At 53.6% G+C, this 21,012-nt stretch carries 19 protein-coding genes; 8 read left to right on the top strand and 11 right to left on the bottom strand.

Annotation, left to right across the window (positions count from 1 at the left end):
• Window positions 1-17 precede the first annotated feature (17 nt).
• The 8 genes from FPV09_RS00595 to FPV09_RS00565 form a co-directional block, all read right to left on the bottom strand.
• Window positions 18-1,796: an ATP-dependent nuclease gene (locus FPV09_RS00595; RefSeq protein ID WP_168194705.1), complete on the bottom strand. Its 1,779-nt coding sequence runs from the start codon at window positions 1,794-1,796 to the stop codon at window positions 18-20.
• Window positions 1,753-3,099: an MBL fold metallo-hydrolase gene (locus tag FPV09_RS00590; protein WP_168194704.1), complete on the bottom strand. Its 1,347-nt coding sequence runs from the start codon at window positions 3,097-3,099 to the stop codon at window positions 1,753-1,755. Before FPV09_RS00590 ends, FPV09_RS00595 begins: the two co-directional genes overlap by 44 nt.
• A 104-nt stretch (window positions 3,100-3,203) precedes the next feature.
• The gene (locus FPV09_RS11885) at window positions 3,204-3,365 is read right to left on the bottom strand and encodes a hypothetical protein (protein WP_168194703.1); all 162 of its coding nucleotides are present in this window, start codon (window positions 3,363-3,365) and stop codon (window positions 3,204-3,206) included.
• Window positions 3,366-3,403: 38 nt separating this feature from the next.
• On the bottom strand, window positions 3,404-3,679 hold the full coding sequence (locus FPV09_RS00585) for a hypothetical protein (protein WP_148881977.1): 276 nt from the start codon (window positions 3,677-3,679) through the stop codon (window positions 3,404-3,406).
• Between the two features lie 77 nt (window positions 3,680-3,756).
• Window positions 3,757-4,257, bottom strand: a complete 501-nt coding sequence (locus FPV09_RS00580) for a GNAT family N-acetyltransferase (protein ID WP_148881976.1) — start codon at window positions 4,255-4,257, stop codon at window positions 3,757-3,759.
• Window positions 4,229-5,686 carry a hypothetical protein gene (locus tag FPV09_RS00575; protein ID WP_148881975.1) on the bottom strand — a complete coding sequence of 486 codons (1,458 nt, stop codon included), beginning with the start codon at window positions 5,684-5,686 and terminating at the stop codon, window positions 4,229-4,231. Before FPV09_RS00575 ends, FPV09_RS00580 begins: the two co-directional genes overlap by 29 nt.
• Complete coding sequence (locus tag FPV09_RS00570) at window positions 5,658-6,743, bottom strand: DUF1611 domain-containing protein (RefSeq protein WP_148883569.1); 1,086 nt, start codon at window positions 6,741-6,743, stop codon at window positions 5,658-5,660. Before FPV09_RS00570 ends, FPV09_RS00575 begins: the two co-directional genes overlap by 29 nt.
• Window positions 6,652-7,707 (bottom strand): pyridoxal-phosphate dependent enzyme, encoded by a 1,056-nt coding sequence (locus FPV09_RS00565; protein WP_148881974.1) that lies wholly within the window; start codon window positions 7,705-7,707, stop codon window positions 6,652-6,654. Before FPV09_RS00565 ends, FPV09_RS00570 begins: the two co-directional genes overlap by 92 nt.
• 210 nt (window positions 7,708-7,917) lie before the next feature.
• Here FPV09_RS00565 and FPV09_RS11880 point away from each other — a divergent pair, with 210 nt between their 5' ends.
• Window positions 7,918-8,079 carry a hypothetical protein gene (locus FPV09_RS11880; RefSeq protein ID WP_168194702.1) on the top strand — a complete coding sequence of 54 codons (162 nt, stop codon included), beginning with the start codon at window positions 7,918-7,920 and terminating at the stop codon, window positions 8,077-8,079.
• A 131-nt stretch (window positions 8,080-8,210) separates the two neighbouring features.
• Window positions 8,211-9,347, top strand: a complete 1,137-nt coding sequence (locus FPV09_RS00560; protein ID WP_148883568.1) for an iron-containing alcohol dehydrogenase — start codon at window positions 8,211-8,213, stop codon at window positions 9,345-9,347.
• Window positions 9,348-9,356: 9 nt separating this feature from the next.
• On the opposite strand, the gene FPV09_RS00555 is transcribed toward FPV09_RS00560, so the two are convergent.
• Window positions 9,357-10,835 carry an MFS transporter gene (locus tag FPV09_RS00555; RefSeq protein ID WP_148883567.1) on the bottom strand — a complete coding sequence of 493 codons (1,479 nt, stop codon included), beginning with the start codon at window positions 10,833-10,835 and terminating at the stop codon, window positions 9,357-9,359.
• Window positions 10,836-10,919: 84 nt separating this feature from the next.
• Here FPV09_RS00555 and FPV09_RS00550 point away from each other — a divergent pair, with 84 nt between their 5' ends.
• Entirely contained in the window at window positions 10,920-13,688 is a 2,769-nt protein-coding gene (locus FPV09_RS00550; protein WP_148881973.1) for a DEAD/DEAH box helicase, read from the top strand.
• Between the two features lie 59 nt (window positions 13,689-13,747).
• Here the strand turns inward: FPV09_RS00550 and FPV09_RS00545 are convergent, their stop codons facing one another.
• The gene (locus FPV09_RS00545) at window positions 13,748-14,803 is read right to left on the bottom strand and encodes a M20/M25/M40 family metallo-hydrolase (RefSeq protein ID WP_148883566.1); all 1,056 of its coding nucleotides are present in this window, start codon (window positions 14,801-14,803) and stop codon (window positions 13,748-13,750) included.
• Window positions 14,804-14,952: 149 nt separating this feature from the next.
• On the opposite strand from FPV09_RS00545, the gene FPV09_RS00540 reads away from it, so the two are divergent.
• The 4 genes from FPV09_RS00540 to FPV09_RS00525 are packed head-to-tail and all read left to right on the top strand — an operon-like array spanning window position 14,953 to window position 16,992.
• The gene (locus tag FPV09_RS00540) at window positions 14,953-15,672 is read left to right on the top strand and encodes an MBL fold metallo-hydrolase (RefSeq protein ID WP_148881972.1); all 720 of its coding nucleotides are present in this window, start codon (window positions 14,953-14,955) and stop codon (window positions 15,670-15,672) included.
• Complete coding sequence (locus FPV09_RS00535) at window positions 15,672-15,935, top strand: DUF504 domain-containing protein (RefSeq protein WP_148881971.1); 264 nt, start codon at window positions 15,672-15,674, stop codon at window positions 15,933-15,935. The genes FPV09_RS00540 and FPV09_RS00535 overlap by 1 nt, the downstream gene beginning before the upstream one ends.
• Window positions 15,928-16,686 (top strand): YchF/TatD family DNA exonuclease, encoded by a 759-nt coding sequence (locus FPV09_RS00530; RefSeq protein ID WP_148881970.1) that lies wholly within the window; start codon window positions 15,928-15,930, stop codon window positions 16,684-16,686. Before FPV09_RS00535 ends, FPV09_RS00530 begins: the two co-directional genes overlap by 8 nt.
• A gap of 9 nt (window positions 16,687-16,695) precedes the next feature.
• A complete protein-coding gene (locus FPV09_RS00525) occupies window positions 16,696-16,992 on the top strand; it encodes a DUF3216 domain-containing protein (protein ID WP_058937829.1) in 297 nt (98 codons plus the stop codon).
• Window positions 16,993-17,697: 705 nt separating this feature from the next.
• On the opposite strand, the gene FPV09_RS00520 is transcribed toward FPV09_RS00525, so the two are convergent.
• Window positions 17,698-19,251 carry a dihydropteroate synthase-like protein gene (locus FPV09_RS00520; protein ID WP_148881969.1) on the bottom strand — a complete coding sequence of 518 codons (1,554 nt, stop codon included), beginning with the start codon at window positions 19,249-19,251 and terminating at the stop codon, window positions 17,698-17,700.
• An 87-nt stretch (window positions 19,252-19,338) separates the two neighbouring features.
• On the opposite strand from FPV09_RS00520, the gene FPV09_RS00515 reads away from it, so the two are divergent.
• A complete protein-coding gene (locus tag FPV09_RS00515) occupies window positions 19,339-21,009 on the top strand; it encodes an ATP-binding protein (protein WP_148881968.1) in 1,671 nt (556 codons plus the stop codon).
• Window positions 21,010-21,012: the final 3 nt, after the last annotated feature.

Here is a 21,012-nt window from a genome sequence, read left to right as displayed (position 1 = left end):
CCGTTTTATTATTGCATTTAACCCGTGTCAATTCCAAACCCATCCAAGATGTCCTCTAAAAGTTCCTTGACATCAGCGGGAATCATGTTCAATTCGACCATTTTCTTTGCAATCTTTCTCCCGTGTTTTATTTTGCTGTATCTTTCTCTGCAGAATTTATCCTCATTTAATTTAGACGTATCAAAATTGGGGTCATGCGCAGCTTCGATTTTTACTAGTTCCCTGCCAACAATAAGCGGAACGTCATCATATGGTCCAATCTCAGACTGAAGATTAATCTCACTGAAAGCCTCGTTTATAGCCGCTTTAGTGAACAAGTTTTCTATTGTTCTAATAATCTTTCCATTTTTCTTCCAAAAATACACAGGAATACCATGCTGTTTGAACTTCTCTTGGAGTTCCTTTTTCTTAGGTGATAGCTCGGAACTTTCATCTCTCAGGTCGGAGTCTAAGATAACCGCAATATTTGGGTTTATCTTCGTCAGAATCGCAGGATCTTGATGCCTAATGTTTGACCCGCCAATAGGAACAATAGCTATATTATATTCATCCCACTGGGGAAACAGTGCTTTGGCAAATATTTCCAATATCTCTCTATCAGAGGGGCCTTCCACAAAGAGAATTCCATCAGTTAAAAAGAGGTCACTCGGGGATATTCCAAGTTCTTCAAGGATATCTCGACTTCCAGAAAACTTCCGTAGTTTGGTTTCACCATTCTCTTTAACAAGAAGGTATGACCTAGAAAGATCGCCTCCATTAACAAAAACACTTGAGTGGGTTGAAATAATGACCTGTCCCTCCTTAGCGAATTCCTGAAGAATGTTACATAGCTTCTTTTGGGCCCCAATGTGCAAATAAATCTCTGGTTCCTCAAACAGTAGAACATAACCTCTGCCAATTTTTTGTTCTCTGTAAATCTCCAGCAAGGATAAAATAAAATACCTCTGCATGCCGCTTCCTCGGTATGTGATTGGAGTCTCTTTTCCTGTGTATTTATCCTTAACTTTGATTACTGGTGTGAATGCCTTTTCCAATTTTAACTCGGGTACTTCAATTGTCACATCTTCTATGTCACTCCACATCTTGGAGAGTTCTTTCTTTAAGTCTCTCCGGAGACTTCTGGTTTCTCTTTTTATCGCCTCTGTTAAACGTCGTTTTAAATCAGCCACACTCTCTGTCTGAGCTTTTTCTTGACTTGTTCTTTCAATTATCGGAAGAAGCAACTTTGAAATCAGGGTGTCCCTTCCAAATTTCAACTCATCTTCAACGTTCTTCACGGCAGGGATTAAAAGAACATCGGGAAGAAGAGATTGGATAAACCTTAGAGACTCACCAGTCAGCTTTTTATCAAAATTCAGATAGTATTTCCCTCTTCCATCAAATCTCTCATTGTTCCATTCAAATTTTTTAGAAATTGAAATGACGTCGTCACCATTGTAGTCCTGTTGAAACTTCTCTTCTAATATTCCTTTAAACTCATATGGAACCTTGAAAAACAGAGTTATCTCACAGGAAACTTTTTGCCCTTTATGCAGGTCATCTTTGGATATGCCTTTGTTGTCCAATACAATGTCTATTGCTCTCAGAAGGTTAGATTTTCCGACATCATTTTTTCCTATAAACGTTGTGAATTGTCCAAGCTTCAAATAATCCTCGTCTTCGGGAAACCTCCTGTATGAGCGGTAGTTCTCCACCTTAATCCCTATTAACTCCAACTTTGGGTCATCTTTTCCTGACATCATTTCCTCCCCCTTAAAATTCAAGGATACCCATGAGTCTAAAGTAAGTTGCCTCATTGACCCACACCACATGAGGATAATGACAGTTCACGCATATATCACCTAAGACTTGTGATGAAGGATGACCATATCTGTTGTGAATTCCTGCAGAGACTATCCAAAAGTTGCTAGTGATGGTATTGCAAAGTACATTTGTCCAGTTGTATCTGGAACCATGATGAGGAACAAGTGTTGTTATAGTGTGATTGATTCTACTACCAAGCCCAAAATGCTGAGAAATCTCGTTGAATCTACAATTTAAATTAATATCTCCTGTTAAAAACTGGGATAGCTCCTGAGAATCTAGATCCCACCATACGCAATAGTTATAGTGACAACATAATCCACAGCAGGGAGAGACGCAGGTAATTTTAGAGCTTGAGCATCTAAAAGCGGGCATGTGTAAAATTATCAGTGATAAGTCGTTAAGATACTTAACCAGGGATTTTCTTGACCAATATTTTGGCTTCTTGTGATAACACATAGGTATAAGATGTGAGTTTCTTAGTATCTCGTCAATATAACAATCTACCAATAACTTGTATTTATTTTTATTTTCTTTATAATACATAGTTCTAATTGCATCTTTAAGAGTACCAGAATCAACTGCGCCTAATTTCTGCTCTACACACTGCTTAAAGGCTACTAACACCCAAAGAGGGGTTAATTTATAAGTGAAAAGTCTGAATACCCATATTGGAATAGTATTCAGAGATACTTTCAAAATTCCTGAGTGGTTCTTAACTTCCACATTGCCTTTCCCGATAGAACGAGATAGCTCTGGTTCCACACTTTTAATATAAAAGCTAAGTTCCTCATCTGGTGGCAACTCATCAATTAATTCAAATCCTCCCTCAAGAGGAAAATCAGGGGGCCTTTCAAAGGGAGGCATCCAATTCTCACGCCTATCCGCTTCTTTTCCTCCGACTAACACTACTCTTCTGACATTATGTTCAAGGAAGTATGTCACGGGATCAGCAAGAAAATGGTAATACTCTCGTGATGCTCGTGGTGTTGTCAATGCAACAATTAACCTCTCTAAAGGAGACAAATAGGGGAGTATTACAGTATCCACACTTGCCCTCTTAAACAGGTGGGGAATACCACTAGTGTGATCTCTGTGCAGATGAGATACTATCAGCAGGTCAATCTCCTCATCAGGTTGAAACTCCCGGTCGATAGCATCTTTGACTAAAGATGTTTTCTCAGAGCCACAATCATAAACAAAATTGAATACTGTCCTCTCGTATTTTAGTCTTCCAGTGTAAAACAGTCCCTGACCTACATTGTGGAACTTGAAATCAACCTCAAGCTTCCCCATGTTCATCACCAATAAAGTAATTTTATGCTGTACAGTATAGACAAAAGTTTTTAAAGATTACTCAAAAGAGTCCAAAACTGAATTATAAAGTAGAGAAGTTCAGTTCAAATCCTCTCCAGTACGATGTCCTCGCTTAGCTCGCCCTGAATGGGTTTTAAAAGCTCCCTGACTTCCTCTACCGGAGGGGCCTTCTTCAGGAACCTCTTCAGATGGGGATAGGTTATCATGAGCTGAACGCGCCTCGCGGAGAGGGACATTGACGCCACCGTTTAAATTTGGGCTATCAACCAATAAAACGTTTTCTTCATTTCCCTCGAAGTATTTTCCTGAGTCGTTTCAGGAGGGGATTTCTATCCTCAACAACCTCTTCCACGAAGACCCCTTTTATCTCCCCGATTTCTTCCTCTATGGCCGGCAGGAGGAGGCCGAGAAGCTCGAGGGGTTCCAGGCAGGAGCAGTCCGTCGAGTACTCAAAGGGTTCGCTCGGGAGTTCGACCCGGAGGGAGATGCCGTCTTCGGTCTTTAAAATCTCAAAGGGTGCCCTAACACTCTCGCCGATAATCTTACCCCTCACGAGCATCATAATAGAAATTGAGCCTGATAATTAAAGGATTTCCAGAACGGAAGGTTTTAAACGTCAGGTTAATGAAAAAATCCTCAGAGAGGTTTCTCCATAACAACCGCCCTGTCCCTGTAACCCTTTCTCCTGTACCACTCGGAGGCAGTGTTATCGAGCTCAACGCGAAGGGAGACTTTTTTCACCCCCATTGCCTGCGCCCACTCCTCAGCCCGTTCGAGGAGGGCACTGCCTATCCCAATCCCGGGAAAGAGGGTCTCTATATCGAAGATGTAGGCCGCCAACACGAAATCAACCGTGTCAACCCTGAGACAAACCCAGACATGGCCGAGGTAGCGTCCGTACCTGTCCACAGCCACAAAGAACTTGTGCTCACCGGTTGCAAGGAGCTCTTGAATGACCCTACTGTAGTTCTCCCTGTATTCCTTCTCATCCAGTTGGAGGCGCGTAAAGGAGCGGCTTATTCTCATGTCGTTCTCGAATATCTCGTTGATGTAATCCTCGCCGTCAGCGATGACGAACTCCCCTGCAGTCTCTTCAAGTGGCGGGAGTTCATCCGACTTTTTCTTTAAGAGCCCCATTCACGGCCTCCTCCCTTGAAATTCTAATCCATCTGTCGCCGTCCAGATAGGCGTAACCCCTCGTGTACTTCTCAAAAATCGAGTAGAGCCCCTCCCTGAATTCTGGGGGTACGCTGTCCAAGCGGGAACTTTTGTTATCGAAATGTACCATCTCAACGTGCCAGTGGGGCTTTCCATCCAGCGGGAACTCCGGAAAATTGCGTTTGATCAAATGAAGCGAGTGCTCCAGCTCGTCTTTATCCAGGCGCGCCATGCCTCCTCTGAGTCTTTCAGGAAGCGTGGATATGTGCCCGTCCTTGTATCCTATCAGCCTAGGGTCTATCCCGTTGGCGAGCAGGAAGGTGAGGATTCCGTTGCACTTGAAGCAGGTTCCACAGGGAAGGTAGTCGTCGCCCTCCTTGTGAACTGAGTGACAGCTACGCTGGAGGCGGAACAGCCCGGGATAGCGTTTGTAGAGGACCCTCTCAACGATTAAGCCGGTTATGGGTCTGACCGCAGACCACTGGCGGATTCCAAGGCCCCTCTCCCTGAACCAGTTCGTCATATACAGCTCGAAGGCCTGGCTCTGGTCGTAGGTGGCGTTGTAGTGCTCTACCCCGTGGAACGGCTCGTAACCGCGGGGATCATCGTACTCGTTGCCAAAGAGCAGGTTCCCGATTCTATACTTGTAGAGAATGGGCAGAAAGGCGAAGGCGTAGCCCTCGAAGAAGAAAAGCCGTACAGGATATACCTCAGCCTTCCTCCTCCCGACGCCTTGGAGGATTCCCATGTTGCGCTCGATGAAGGAGTAGAGCCTGTCCGCGTTTCCCCAGACCCTCTTGGTATTCGGTTCGTTTTCCCGGAACCATCTGTACGCCGGAATCGCCACGTGCCAGTGGGGACCTGCCTCGTTGTAGAACGATGGATAAACCTCGCAACCGAGCTCTTTCATCAGGCCGTAGGTGAGCAGGCTCTCCTTCCCACCGCTGAGCATGACTGCGCAGCGCGAATAGTCGGGCTCGAAGTGGACCTCTTCCTCCTCCACACCTTCGGGAACGAGGTTTGCCATGGGCTCGGCCATCTCGGGCTTTATTTCCTTCGGAACGAACTCCAGTTTTAAGAACTCGCTTGGATTAGCTATCCTGTTGACGAAGATATCCCTCGCGGTGATTTCCATGGCGTCCCTGAAGAACCTTAAATCCCTCGGGTCGAGGGTGAATTCAAATCTTATCTCGGGTGTGAAGAGGCCATAGTTTATTGCAGGGACAATGCTCATGAGCTTGGCAAAGGCCTCGACCTTTGGAATCCTTTCCTGATAGGTGTGGATCAATCTGTAACTCCTCTCTTCCCCATCGATGCCGAGAATATAGCGCGCTGAAACGCGCCTCGCCGAGATTCTCGGGCGCTCGATTGCAATGTAGTCAAAGCACTTCAGCTCTGGAAGGCTCACTGACGCTCACCTCCGCCCGGGAGAGGGAAGTTATGAGGCGTGCTATATCCGCGACGCCCTGAACGAGGGGCACGCGCGTCATTATGCCAGTCTCAGCCTCGAGCTTCCTCGCCCACTCGATCGATTCTTCCTCAGTCAACCCCTCGGAGTTTATCGTTATCGCGACGGGCTTCCTTCCGCTGAGGAGCTCTATCAGCTGGACGTAGGTTTCGAGGGGCGGAATCCGGTACTGGGGGAAGTCGTCGAAGGATTCTCTAGCCGGGGCGTGCTGGAGAACTATGAAGTCGGGTCTGGCAGCGGCTATGAGGTCGAAACCACCCGGGAAGGCAGGATGGAGGAGCGAGCCCTCGCCGTGGGTTACTATGACGTCCGGCTTCTCCTCGATCCACGCGCGGTAGAAGACGTCCTCTATAGCGCCAGGAACGAAGTCGTCTATTATGGAGTCGGTCACTATCGCGTACCTGAAGCCCTGCATCCAGCCGGTCTGGCCCATCGCTATGAACTCGCTCTTCAGGCCAAGGCTCTTGAAGGCCTCGTGGAGCATAATCGCGACGGTTCTCTTGCCTATCGCGGCGTCGGTTCCGAGGACGGCGACCTTGATGGCCTTGACCTCCTCGATTTTGCCAGTGAAGGGAATCCGCGTGTTGTAGAAAATCTTGCGGACGTCGATTATCTCGACGCCGTAGCGCCTTGCCAGATGCCTCAGGTAGGGGTCGTCACTGAGGAAGTCATGTAGCCCGTTGACCACACCGAGGCCGTTCTTTATGGCCCCCATCACAATCTTTTTGTAGCTCTCGGGGAGCTTTCCGCCAGGGGTTGCGACGCCTATGATGAGCCACTTGGCAGTTGGATTCTCCGAGAGGGCTTCGTCAAGGGTCGCGTAGATTGGGATTCCCCTTCTCCTCCCGTCGAGAACCTCTCCGGCGTCAAGGCTGGCCAGAGTTGAGTCTATGAGACCCACTATCCTAAACCTCTTGGAATAGCGCACGAGCCCGTGTGCCGTCTTCCCATCGGAGGTCAGATAACGCCCCTCGGTAAGGACGAGTGCCTCTTCCACTATCAACACCTCCGGTAAGCAGGAGCACAAACTTTCCTTTCCTGATCCCAAACTTCACGACAAACTTGACGAGGCCGGCTAGGGTGAGGGCCGAGGCGGGCATGGTTTTCAATCCCGTCGTTAGGTGGAGAACCTCGGAGCACCTCAGGGCGGTGTCATCCGCAAAGCCAAAGACGTAGCCGTTCGAGTTCATCACCGCCAGTAGGGCCGCATCGCGGTCGAAGGAACGCCCCGAAACGAGGGGTTCATTCAGCGCGGTCTCCGCGAAGTCTTCGTTTGAATCGCCGTGGAACCTTCTGAGAACCTCGTTGCCAAAGGCAGTTGTAACACCAATCATCCTCGGTCTGGCTCCACGCTCTTTGAAGCCTTCCCAGAGGCCGGCGAGGGTGGTGCCGTTGCCGAGGGAAACGAAGACCGCATCCGGCTGTACTCTTTTGAGTATCTGTTCCGCCAGCAGGGAATAGGCCGTGAAGTCCACATCGCGTTTGCTTCCGGGATTGGCGTCGTAGACGTTCATCTCAACGGCAAAGCGCCTGCTGGCCTCGACGGCATCCTCGTAAATACCTGAGACCATGATGACCTCGGCGCCGAGAGTCCTCATCTCGGGGAGCCTCTCGAGGGTATAGCCTTCAGGGACGAAAATGTACGCCCTTAGGCCAAAGAGGCGGGCGTAGTGGGCTATCGCGACTCCGTAGTTCCCGCAGGTGCCGACGGTTATTCCGGAGAAGCCTTCCTCGCGAGCCCTCTTCGCGTGGGCCATTGCCAGCCTGTCTTTGTGGGTTCCCGTCGGGTTTATTCCCTCGTACTCAATGTGGATTTCCTTGATTCCGAGGAACTCCTCAAGAAGGGGTGCTCTAAAGAGCCTTCCGAGGCCGCCGGGGGCATCACCTGCCTCCGATTCTCCGGCTAAAGATTCCGTTTTTTTCTTATACTCCCCTGTTGGGGCCGCTTTAAAGGCTTCCATGGCCATGCTCCTCCGAAATCTATGGGAAAGCACCATTGGGTTGGCTAAGGGTATATAAACCTTTCTCCCAGGTAAGGCCGTTTTTCTCGCCTAACTATTTTATCATTCGGTAAAATTTTTAGACAGCCGAATAATTGCCGTGAAAATTGAAAAGAAAAGTTTTTAAGCCCTTTTTCCGGCTATAATCCGCCCTGAAAGGGGGTGGCCCAGATGTATCCGCCCAAGAAGAAGGTCCCGCCAAAGGTTGAGGTCGAGGAAGAGGAAGAAGATTTCGACCCCCTCGATGAGGTGGAGGAGGCCTACGAGGACTTTGACGAATATGATGAAGAGTGGGAAGACGAGGAGGAGTGGGACTGGGACGACGAAGATTGATGTCCCTCCCCATTTATTTTAACACATATTTTTGCCACTTCCTCCAGCAGATGGCCACAGAATTGCATTCTTCAGCAGTCCACTCAGCTAACGTTAAAAGCCCTCCCGCCCAACCTTCATCGGTGGTGGAGATGTTCTGGCTGAAGACAAAACTCATTGAGGGCGAGGGCTCCCTTGGAAAGCTCTCCAAGGAAGTAAGGGGGCACGAGCGCGTTCTTATCCTGGCCTCCCGTTCGATGAAGAGGCACGGCTTCCTGAGCGAGGCCGAGGACTACGTGAAGGAGGCCGGCGCGGAGGTCTTCTCGATAGCCGGTCTTCCGGCGGAACCTAGCGTCGAGGTCATAGAGGAGTTCCTGCCCAAGGTGCGGGAGTTCGAGCCCGACCTTCTCGTGTCCATGGGAGGGGGCAGTGTCATCGACACGACTAAGGCTTTGAAGGTCTTCTACGATGCCCCGGAGCTGAACTTCGAGGAGATAGCCTTCATAGACAGGTTTTCGAGACCAAAGCCGGTTCCGAAGCTGAGGACGAGGCTCATAGCGATACCATCAACCAGCGGAGCGGGAAGCGAGGTTTCCGGGGCGAGCGTTCTGAAGAAGGGCGGAGTCAAATACAACATAGTCACTCCGGAGATAGCGCCCGATGTAGCCATCCTCGACCCCCGGCTGCCGAGGACGATGCCCGCTGAAGTGGCGCGGAACTCGGGCCTTGACGTCCTCGTTCATGGAATAGAGGCATACACAACGAAGGTCGCCAACCCCTTCAGCGACGCCATGGCGATTAAGGCCATAAAGACCGTTTACAGGTGGCTTCCGCTCTCCGTCAGGGGCGACGAGGAGGCGAGGGCGAGGATTCACTACGCGGCGACGATGGCTGGGATAGCCTTTCTCAACGCGCGCCTCGGCCTCTGCCACGCGATGAGCCACAAAGCGGCGTGGATTGGTCCACATGGACTTCTCAACGCGATATTCCTTCCCTACGTGATGGAGTTCAACGCCGAGAGGAGCGACTACGCGAGGAAGCGCTACGCGGAGATAGCCAGGGAGCTGGGCTTCCAGACGGCGAAGGACCTTATCGAAGTTGTGGGGGAGCTCAACGAGATGCTCGGCGTTCCGAGGCTGAGCGAACTGGTCGATGAGAAGACCTTCGTCGAGAGGGTCGAAGAGATGGCCGAAAAAGCATACCGCGACGGACTTGTGGCATTCAATCCAGTCGAGCCAAAGCCGGAGGAGATAAGGGAGCTCTACCTAAGAGCCTACAGGGGAGAATGAAAAAAGAAATCAGCCGACGGTTATTTCCCTTTCTCCCTCGTTCTCCACCTCGTGTATCTTTCCGCCCTTCATGACCTCGACGATGGCTAAGCTAAGCAGGGCGAGGAAGAGGTAGACGAGCGCCGAAGTGCCGAAGAGCACCTCGTAGGCCTTCTCCGTCGGTATCTTGATCGGCACGGGAACCTGGGGAATGTGCACGAGTATGTAGTAGGTGCTCATGACGGTTCCCGCTATGGCCGGTCCCCAGGTCGAGCCGAAGTTCCGGAACAGGCTGTTCGCTCCGGTCGCCACTCCCATGACCCTCGGAGGAACCGAGAACACCAGCACGTTGATGAAGGAGACGTTCATGAGGGTTATTCCGGCCCCGACGACCGTTATGAGGGCCACGAACTGGGTGAGGGAGAGCTGGGTGGCGTACTGGGAGAGCAGAGCCAGGCCTGCACTTGCTGTCAGGGCACCGGTTATGGCTAAAGGCTTCGCACCTATCCTGGGCATCAGTTTGCCGGCCAGGGGAGCTACGACCAGCATCGCAAGGGCCATAGGCGTCATGAGCAGGCCGCTTTCGAGTATTGTCTTGCCGAAGCCGTAGGGCGGCTTCATCTGGAAGATGTAGGTGTTCGCCTGGCTCATCATGGATATTCCAAAGGCCGCGAACATTATGCCGAGGTTCACTATGGCGGGATTTCTGGAGGATATTATGTCAAGCGGAATCAACGGGTTGTCCGCTCTCCTCTCCCAGAGGTAGAGCGCGATGATTCCGATGATTGATACTCCGAAGAGCACAAGCGTCTGCTCCGCCCTCCAGCCGACGTTCGGGGCGCGCGTTACGGCGACGAGAGCTGGCACGACCGCCCAGACTAGGAAGAGCGCCCCCGGCCAGTCGAGCTTTCCGGGGTTCACGTAGCGGCTCTCGCGGAGAACCCTCCAGGCAAGGATGAACATGAAGACTGCAAAAGGTGCCGCTGAATGATACGTCCAGCGCCATCCGAAGTTCTGGGTTACGTACGCGCCAAGGGGAAGCGCGATAACCATACCGACGCCAAACATGGCGCTTATCATCCCCTGAACCTGCGGCACCATCTCGGGCGGGAATTCCTCACGGACGAGGCTGAATGCGAGGGGGAATATGGCCATTCCGAGGCCCTGGATTCCGCGGGAAACGAGAAGCCAGTGAAAGCTCGGTGCAAAGCCGTTGAGCACAACTCCCAGCGTGTAGAAGCCCAGAGCGACCAAAAACATCTTCTTCTTGCCGTACATGTCGCCGAGCTTGCCGAATATGGCCGCGCTCACCGTCCCGACGAGGAGGTAGATGGTCAGCACCCAGCTGACGTCGTTGGGGTTTATTCCAAACTCTCTCTGGATCGTCGGCAGTGCCGGAGTCAGCATCGCCTCTGTGTACATGACGAGCAGTGGGAGAATGATCACGACGAGCATCGCCCTCTTGGCGTAGGCCATGTCGTAGGCTCCGTTCTTCCTCGCGGCTTCCATTGCTATCACCGATGTATCGGACGATATATCGCTTATAAATCTAACGGTGGTTGGGCTTATAAACCACCCCGCTCATTTTTCATCATGCACCCCCTCCTAAGAAAGGTCATCAGGGAGCGCTTCGAAAGGCTCAACGAGGTCCAGACAGGGGCATTCCGCGAGGTTAGTTCGGGGAAGAGCGTTCTGGTCATCGCTCCAACCGGCTCGGGGAAAACCGAAGCGGCCGTTCTGCCCGTCTTCAATGAAATCCTTGAAGAGGGACTTAAACCGATTTCCGCCCTCTACATCGCACCGCTCAAGGCCCTCAACAGGGATCTGCTTGAGAGGCTGGAATGGTGGGGAAAGAAACTTGGAATAACCGTCGAGGTCAGACACGGCGACACCTCAGCCTACAGGAAGGCGAAGCAGACGAGGAATCCCCCTCAGATGCTCATCATAACCCCCGAAACCCTCGGCGTGATTCTGACGGTTAAATCCCTCAGAAAGCACCTCGAAAACGTGAGGTTCATCATCGTCGATGAGATATCCGAGCTGGTCGATAACAAGCGCGGTGCGCAGCTGCTCCTCGGCCTTGAGCGTTTGGCCGAGATTGCAGACTTCAGAAGGATAGGCATGACAGCAACGGTCGGCAACGAGGAGGAAGTGAGGGAATGGTTAGGGGCAGACGTCATAGTGAAGCCGAGCTGGAGGAAGAACTACCGCTTCCATGTTCTCTATCCGAGGCCCGGCGAGAAGGACATGAAGCTCGCCAGGGAGCTGAGCCTTTCCCCTGAGATAGCGGCGAGGCTGAGGCTTCTCTGGGAGATAGTTGAGGAGCACGGGAAGGCGCTCATATTCACCAACACGCGCCAGTTCGCGGAAATCTTGGCCCACCGCCTCAAGGCCTGGGGGAAGCCGGTCGAAGTTCACCACGGCTCGCTTTCGAGGGAGGCACGCATTAAAGCGGAGAGGGCCCTTAAGGAGGGCAGGATCAAGGCCCTAATCTGCACGTCCTCAATGGAGCTGGGCATAGACATAGGCGACGTTGATGTTGTTATTCAGTACATGAGCCCCCGCCAGGTGAACAGGCTCGTCCAGCGCGTCGGTCGGGCCAAGCACCGGATAGGGGAGGTGAGCGAGGGATACATCATAACTTCCAACGTCGAGGACTACCTCCAGAGCCTCGTCATAGCGAAGCACGCCCTCGAAGGCCGCTTTGAGGCGGTCGAGCCGATGGGCGGCCTTGATGTTCTGGCCCACTTCGTTGTCGGCCTGCTCGTCGAGTATAGGAGACTCCCGCGCGAGAGGCCCTACGAGATAGCGAAACGGGCGTATGTTTACCGGGATTTGAGCTGGGAGGACTACCTCGATGTTCTGGCGGTTCTCGAAGATGCTCGGCTGATAGGCTACGACGAGGAAAGCGGCCTGCTCTACCTGAGGAGGGGAGCCTTCCAGTACTACTACGAGAACCTCTCGACGATTCCCGATGAGGTTTCGTGGAGGGTTTTCGACGCCGGAAGCGGGCACGTCATAGGCAGACTCGACGAGAGGTTCGTGATGGACCTGGAGGAGGGCATGGACTTCGTCATGAACGGGCGGAGCTGGATTGTGCTTAAAATCGATGACGAGGCGAGGCTTTTGAAGGTCCGTGAGAGCAAGAGCCTTGAGAGCGCCATACCGAGCTGGGAAGGCGAAATGATTCCCGTTCCATTCAGCGTTGCCCTTGACATAGGCAGGCTGAAGAGGGAGTTGGCTTTTGACTTCAAGAAGGCGAAGGGGCTTTTGGAGGGGGTTGAGTTCAGCGAGGAGGAGCTGAGGAGGGCTTTCGACGAGATCAAAGATGAGTCCTTCTCAACCGACCGCGATATCGTCGTCGAGAGCACGCCCAAGGCACTTGTCATACACGCCGATTTTGGAAACCGGGCCAACGAGGCTCTCGGAAGGCTGGTTCACTCGTTCCTGATTCTGCGCTACGGAAGGGTTTTCTCGGTTCGCTCCCAAGCCCACGCGATAGTCTTCAAAACGCCCTTCCAGCTGAACCCGGAGGAGGTGAAGGGCTACCTCTACGGGGAGCCGGAAAGCCTGGAGTTCATAGTCTCTCGCGCTCTGAGGGATTCACACGCATACCGCTGGCGCATGCTGAACGTGGCGAAGCGGTTTGGGGCTTTGAGGAGGGACGCCAAGATAAGGAGAATCGAGAGGCTCTTCGAGGGTACGGTGGTGGAGAGGGAAACCCTGAGCGAGCTGTACCACGACAAGGTGGACGTGAGAAAGGGAGAACTCGTCCTTGAGATGCTCAAGAGGGGTACGATGAGGGTGAAGACCGAGCTTAGGAGGGAACCCTCGACTTTGGCCAAGCTCAACATGACCGTCGGCGGCGAGTTCCTGCTCTCCGGCGTTCTGGAGAGGGACGAGATACTGGAGCTGTTCAGGAAGAGACTTCTTGAGCACGAGGTCGTTCTGGTCTGCACCAACTGCGGCTGGCACTCGAAGACGAGGGTGATTAGACTGCAGAACGTGGAGCTGAGGCAGTGCCCGCGCTGCGGCTCGAAGATGCTCGCCGTTGCTCACCCAATAGATGCGGAGGAGTTTCTCCCGGTCTTGGAGAAGGTTCGCCATGGAAAGCCGCTGGAGCGGAAGGAGGAGAGAACCTACAGGAAGCTGCTGAAGGCCGCCGACCTCGTGGATTCCTACGGGTTCGAGGCGGTCTTGGCTCTGGCCAGCTACGGAACGGGGCCGGACACGGCGGCAAGAATTTTAGCCCAGTACAAAGGAGATGGCCTGCTCGTCGCCCTAATGGAACGGGAGCGGCAGTTCATAAGGACGAGGCGCTTCTGGGTGGATAAGAAGGAGGAGAAGGAGAGCGAGGAATAGCCCCCAACCAGTAACTGGTGGGGGTCCTCCCTAAAAAGGTTGGCGAGAAAAAGAAAGGCTTACTCGCCCTTCCCGTAAATCTCGTTCAGTGCCTTCAGAAACTCGCTGGCGGTAACGACGTCCCTAACATCGATGTGCTCGTTCTTGGTGTGCGATATGTCGAGGTTGCCCGGGCCGAAGACTATGGTTCTGGTGCCGTTGTACATGAAGTTTATGGCGTCGGTCCAGCTCCTCATTCCGCCGAACTCGTCTATGTCGGTAACGTCCATCGCTTTCTTCGCCAGCTGGACAATCTCCTCGTCGGGTTCAAGCTCGTAGCCGTCCCATATCTCGGTGTATTCGTACTTCAGAGTGTACTCGTCGAATATTGGGTCGAGCAGGTCGAGTATGTCCTCGACTTCCTGGTCCGGCAGGAGCCTCGCCTCAAGCCGGCCGCGGCAGAGGGCAGGGATGAGGTACACAGGGTTGTCGCAGACGAGCTCCTGGATGCCGATGTGGGGATCGAAGTACTTGCCCTTGGCATTGAAGGGCTCGAGCTTCTTCATCTCCTCCAGCATCTTGTAGGTCTCCTCTATGGCGTTGATGCCGCTCTCGGGGCAGGCCCCGTGGGCCTCCTTGCCGTCAACTTCAAAGTAGGCCTCGATGTTGCCGGCGTGGGCAACGTGGACTTCCAGATCGGTCGGCTCCAGAACGACGGCCATCTTGGGCTTGTAGCGCTCCATGAAGAGGGCACTTCCGCGGCCGCCGTGCTCCTCGTCGCTGACGAAGACGATGCCGACGTTGAGTTCCTTCCCTTCCCTGCGGAGGTTCTCGAGCATGAGGAGTATAGCTGCCGCTCCGCCCTTGATGTCGCTCGCTCCGGTTCCGTAGACGATGTTGCCCCTCACGAAGGGCTCCGCGCGAATTGGTATCGTGTCGATGTGAACCTCGTAGAAGAGCTCGGCCTCGGGGTTGACGACGAGGTCGATGATCTGCCCGTCGCTCTCGATATGGACGTCGTAGTCCAGTTTGTGGAGGAACTCCATTATGTGGAGCATTATCCTGTCTTCCTCTCCAGAGGGGGAGGGTATCTTCAAAAGCTGAAGGAGTATCTCCTTCGCGCGCTCGGTTTTCATTTGGGTCACCTAATTCAACCTCCGCGGTTGAGTTTATAAACATCCCCCGCGTAAGTCGATAGGGCGATGAAGAGTTTGACCCCTCCCGACGGGGTTTGCCCTCCGTATGAGGAGGCGGTCCTCCTCGAGCCCCTTTTGGAGGTGAAAGCGTGAGGATAAGCTCCATCGAGGAGTTCCCGAGGGAGCTGGTGCCTGTTGAGATTCCTCCCCACACCACGATGCTGAGGGGTATAGGTTGGGACTCAAACGTCTACCTGGTGAGGGACGGAAGGGAGGCCCTCATAGTGGACACCGGCACCGGCGTTAACTGGCACGTCTACGCCGAAATCTGGGAGAGGGAAGGCCTCCTCAACGGCGTTGAGAGGGTCACGATATTCAACACCCACGAGCACTTCGACCATGTGGGCGGGAACGGGGTACTGAAGGGATGGCTTGAAGGGAAAGGGATCGAGGTGCTCTTCGCCGCCCATGAAACCACAGCAAAAACGGTGGAGAAGGGGGACGACTACGTGATTCTGGCCTATTCCTACGGGAGGAGGTTCGAACCGCAGAAAGTTGACCTCCACCTGAGGGAGGGCGATGCACTCAAAGTCGGCTCCCTGGAGCTTGAGCTGATCCACACGCCCGGCCACACGGCGGGAAGTTCGTGCCTTTACCTGGACGATGGGGAGACGAGGGTAATGTTCACAGGGGACACTGTCTTCAACGGCACGGTTGGCAGGACGGATTTGCCGACCGGAGACGGCTGGGCACTCAGGGAGAGCCTCGAAAGGCTCAGGGATTACGACGTTGACTTCGGCCTCCCTGGACACGGCTGGGTCATAAAGGACTGGGGAGAGAACATCGACGAAATCCTGGGGTGGCTCTGATGCGGAAGGGCTCCGTGAAGGAGGTTCTGGCGAAGCTCAAGTACGACCCCAGGGAGGACGAGGGGGAATACTACGTCATCATAGAGCACCGCGGTGCCTACGGCGATGTCAAGAAAATCCCCGTCGAGATGATAGAGCTCGGTCACGGCTACTTCTTTGTCGGGGACGCCCAGATACCGTACCACCGCATCCTGAGGGTCGTTAGAAAAGATGGGAAGGTAATATGGGAGACCAGAAAGGACAGGAGGGGAGAGAGTGATTGATGCCCACGCCCACTTCGAGTTTTACAAAAAGGACGCACCGAGGATCATAGAGGAGTGTCGGAAGGATCTCGCCGCTGTGGTGGACTCAATCACCGAGTACAGGAAAGCCCACGTCTGGAAGAGCTGGGAGATGCTGAAGCCGTACTTCGGTTTCATCGTTCCCACACTGGGGTACCATCCGAACGAGGCGCGGCGTGGCAATTGGGAGAAGGTGAAGCGGGTTGAGGAGTTCATACTGGACCACAGGGACGAGATAGTGGCGATAGGGGAGATAGGGCTCGACTACCACTACGCGGAAAACGAAAGGCAGCGGGAGAACCAGAGGGCGATATTCAAGCACTTCCTTGAGCTGGCCCTCGAACTGGGGCTTCCCGTGGTGATACACGCCCGCGAGGCCGAAAGGGAGGCCTTTGAGATGGTTCAGCGCGCGGGCGTTAGGGCGTACTTCCACTCCTTCGCGGGAAGCGTTGAGCTGGCGGGGGAGATAGTAGAGAACGAACACCCCATAGGGATAAACACGGGGATAGTTTTCATCCCGGAAGTCAGGGCAGCTGCAGAGGCCCTTGAAATCGAAAATATACTGGTGGAAACGGACGCTCCCTACATGAGTCCCATCAAGGGGGAGAGAAACAGGCCGTGCAACGTCCGCGTTGCCATTGAAGAGGTGGCAAAGCTTAAGGGGCTGGGGTTCGAGGAAGTCGAGAGGGTCACCGAGAGGAACGCGGTGAGGTTCTTCAATTTGAAGCTGTGAGGTGATGGTATGACGATCGATATACCCGAGGTGGCGGAGGTCAGAAGCCTGCTGGAAGAGCTTGGGGAGGGGGCGCTAATAGCGAGGCTCGATTCGTTCGTGGCCCTCAACGAGGGGCTGGAGAGCAAGAAGGGCGAGGACTTCATAAAAGTCTCGATACTCGGCTTCCTGGAGGGCATAACCACAACCCTGATGATGAAATATCCCGGTGACGAGCGCGTGGCGAGGCTCCACGAGCGGGTGCGGGCCAGACGGGCGGAGCTGGATGAGCTCTTCAGGAAGCCGGCGATGCGGAACCTCCAGTGATTCGCTTTCCGTTCTTGCCCCGATGTTTTCTAAACCCGGTTTCAGGTTCGGCCCAAGCCCATTTTACAGAACTCAAAAACTCCTCTCGAAAAATCGGTTCGCCCATAGGGTCGGCGGGTTGGCATCGTCACACGACGAGTACTGTTCTCAAAGCATAGCTGGTTCTGAAACGAGATAAAGACCGCCAGAGTTACCAAGAAGGGCAAGATTCTGTTTCCAAAGCATAAGCTTGTTCTGAAGCTGTCCATTTTTTCGCCCTTTTGGACAATGGAAGGAAGAACGAACTATTATATAAATTTTGTCCCCCGAAAGGCCTTGGAAGAAGAGGATTCTGGGGACGTCTTTGGAACCACAGGGCATTGTAAAACTACCGTTGAAGGCCTCTTAAAGCCCCAACCCCAGAAAACACACAGGATAAACCGTGGAATTCGTGACTGGAGAAAGTCAGAAAAGGGTTTTGGAAAAACGGTCCAATTAGGGATTTTTACTGCACCGCACTCCCCGAAAAACCATCCAAAAGTCAGAAGAACCGGCCAGAGGAGCCCATTCAACTGCCCTCTGAAAACAAGTTTAAAATGCTTTTTGGGTTCAATCCGAGGCCAACAAGGCTCCTCCCCCGTCGAGTTCCCTCGTGGTTCTTTTGTCAAAAGTGTGCATGTAAATACACTTTTATGTAACGATCGTCCATAAAAGAGATGGGTAAAGTTATACAAATTTGTTCCAGTAGAAGTCGGGGAAAAGCTCAACCTCCTGAACGTAGCTCCTCCTCAGTTTCAACGCCGTATAGGCCCTCTCAAGCTCCCGGCCGAGATAGAACGCATGCCTCGGGCTTATCTCAAAGCGCTCAAGAACCGTGTCGATTATCGCGTTCGGTTCGTCGCCGACTATCGTAAGAACGGCCTCGGTTCCCCGGTGGGCGTTCACCCAGATTTTACCTTCCTCGACCCAGACGCGAAAGTAGATGGGTTCAAGTTCAACGGGCCTCTTCTCTGCCTCGACCACCTCTCCAGTCGGTTCAAACCGCCAGGCCGCTGCCCTCTTCTCCTTCAGGAGAAGCAGGTCGAAGCCCAGATCCTTTGGCATCTCAAAGAGGTTCATGTCGATTGCTCTCCTCAGCTCCCTCACAGAACCCCTGGCTTTGGCGCTCGTCTCGGTCGTGAGGAGGAGGTTTATTGAGAGTTCCTTAGAGATTCCGGCAAGGAGGGCGTTCATTCCGACGCTGTCGGCATCGTAGAGTTCAACCACGTTGCCAACGCCGGCCAAAAGAACGTCGTCTGGATTCCTCTCGCGGTAGAGCTGGAAGGCCGTGACTGAGCGCGCCAGATGGGGGACGTGCTCAAGGATTAAGTCGGGAATTACCGTTCCGTAGCCCAAATCGAGGGCCTTCTCCTTGAGGTTTTCCAGGAATTCGACCCTCTCAGCCGGTTTGGCCGGGAAAAAGCCCTTCCTCTGGTTGGTCGGGATTAAAACGACGGGCTTTTCCGTTACAAGCTCCTCAATGTTGCCCTCATCAACGCTCAGGAATAGGTCCGCATAATCAAGGGCTCTCTCGAGCTCCTTCGCGTTGAGGGAGTCGAAGCTTATCGGGACGTCGAAGCCCTCTCTCTTCAGCCTCTCGCGGACTTCTGGAATCAGATCAATGAAATCCAGGTTTGTCTCGCCGGCGACCATGCCAATGTCGATTATATCCGCCCCCTCCCGGAGGTAGTAGAAGGCTTTCTCAACCACACCATCAAGGCCGAGCCTTGGGGCATCCACCACTTCCCCCAGAATCCTCACCGGAAAGTCCCTTCCCGCGGGAAGGTTGCCAATTAGGACGTTCCACGGCCTTTTGAGGGCTTTCTCGATGTAGTGCCGATTCCCCGTTTTGTTCCTGATGTCTTCAACCCTCTTGAGGGCATCGAAGGAGAAGAGCTCGTCAGCCGGAACCCCCTTGCTGAGCTTGAAGCCCTTGCCCAGGGCTTTAAGCGTCTGGGGAAGGTCCATCGCGTTCCTCGGGCCCTTGAAGGCGGGGATTCCGAGTTCGTCCTCGATAAGTCGGGCTGAACCTCGAACGAGGCCAGGGATTAGGATTAGGTCGTAATCCTCACTCTTTATACCGGCCTTTTTTAGATAGCCCGCTATCATCTCGGGAGTCAGGAAGGCGGCAACGCTGACCGGCGTAACGAAGACGTCGCAGCCTTCTCCGTACTTCCTCACGAGGGGTTCCGCGAGCCTGCCCGTAACCAGGAGAATCCTTTCATAGGGGATTTCGCTCATGTTACCAGATAGCACTCGGGGCCTTTTAGGGTTTTGGCCGGCGAAAGGTTTTTGTTCATCCCTCTCCAATCAACTCAGGGTGGTAATATGGTCGGAAACGGTGCCGTTGGAATAGTTTTTGGCGAATCAAGCACGGATCACTTCACGTTCATAGTGAACCCGAGGAACGAGCTGCCCCGCTTCGGGGAATTTCTGGTCGTTAAAAACCGGGACGGTGACGAGGTTTTAGCACTTCTGAAGTCGATTAGAAACATAAACTGGCTGATGGAAGCAGGCAGGGGAAGCTACGATTACGTTGAGAAGACAGTGAACGTATTCTCAAAGGGCGTCCTGGACAAGAGCGAGGCGATCCTGGCGACGGCGAAGGTTCTCGGTGTGCTGAGGAGGCACGACGGTGAGTTTCTGACGAAGCCCGCCCCGAACCGCGTCCCGATAAAGCCAGGCGAGAAGGTCTACCTGGCGAGGGACGAGGACCTCCAGAAAATCTTCTCGGAAGGGCACATACGTCTCGGCAGGCTCATCGCGAGGGAGAACATAGAGGTGGGGCTGGACGCTAACAAACTCGTTTCGAGGCACTTCGCGGTCTTGGCCGTCACTGGTGCAGGAAAGTCCAACACGATAGCGGTTCTCACGAAGGAGCTGGTGAGCAACGTCAACGCCACGGTTGTTATTCTCGACCCCCACGGGGAATACCGGAGGCTGAGCTGGCCCGGCGCGCGCGTGCACCCGATAAAGGCCACGATAGATCCTGGGAGGATAAGGCTCAGCGAGTTCGCCACACTGCTCGGGATAGCTGAAAACGCCAGTCTGCAGAGACGCTTCCTGGGACTGGTTTACAGGACGGTCAGGGAGGAGATGCGGAGGAAAGGACAGGTCGTCGGCGGAATTGCCTTCATCCACGAGATGGAGGACAAGATAGAGGAGTGGATAAGGGTTTACGAGAACACCGACGACAAGATCATCCACTACTACGACGAGAAGGGCATAGAGACGCCGAGGAAAATACAGTCAAGGGACATAGAGGCCCTCATAAGGCTGAAGGACTACCTCAGCGAGCTCAGGGCCAATTTCGGCGAGTTCATAAGCCCCGTCAACGTGCTGAGCGAGATAAGGCCGGGGATGGTGAACGTTATAGACCTCAGCGGAATGGAAGAGGAGCAGATGATAACGCTGGCGAGCTTCGTCCTCCGCGGAATCCTCAAGAACAGGATAGACTACGTTAAGGGCGTCAGAACCAACGACAGGGCCCTCGTCAGGGAGGTTTCCGAGAGGTATCCAGCTTTAACGAGGCCCGTGCTGATCATAGTGGAGGAGGCACACATATTCGCGCCGAGGGGAGAGAAGAACCCCGCAACTCTGTGGCTCGGCAAGATAGCGCGCGAGGGCAGGAAGTTCGGCGTGGGCCTCGGAATAGTGTCGCAGAGGCCGAAGAAGCTGGACGACGACATACTCAGCCAGACGAACACCAAGATAATCCTCAAGCTCGTCGAGCCGAACGACCAGCGCTACGTCCAGCAGGCGAGCGAGCAGATAAGCGAGGATCTGCTGAGCGACATTGCCTCCCTCGGCGTTGGCGAGGCCGTCCTAGTGGGTTACGCGATAACGATCCCGGCGATGGTGAAGATATACAGCTTCGAGAGGGACATGAACGGCCACTACGGCGGCGGGGACATAGACATCGTCGGCGAGTGGCTCGCGGGGAGGGACGAGGAAGAGGAGATAACCGAGGAGGAGGCCATAGAGGCCCTCCCGCTGTGAAGT

The sequence above is a fragment of the Thermococcus aciditolerans genome (assembly GCF_008152015.1).
Classification (GTDB): domain Archaea; phylum Methanobacteriota_B; class Thermococci; order Thermococcales; family Thermococcaceae; genus Thermococcus; species Thermococcus celericrescens.
This window is presented reverse-complemented; position numbering and strand designations above follow the sequence as displayed.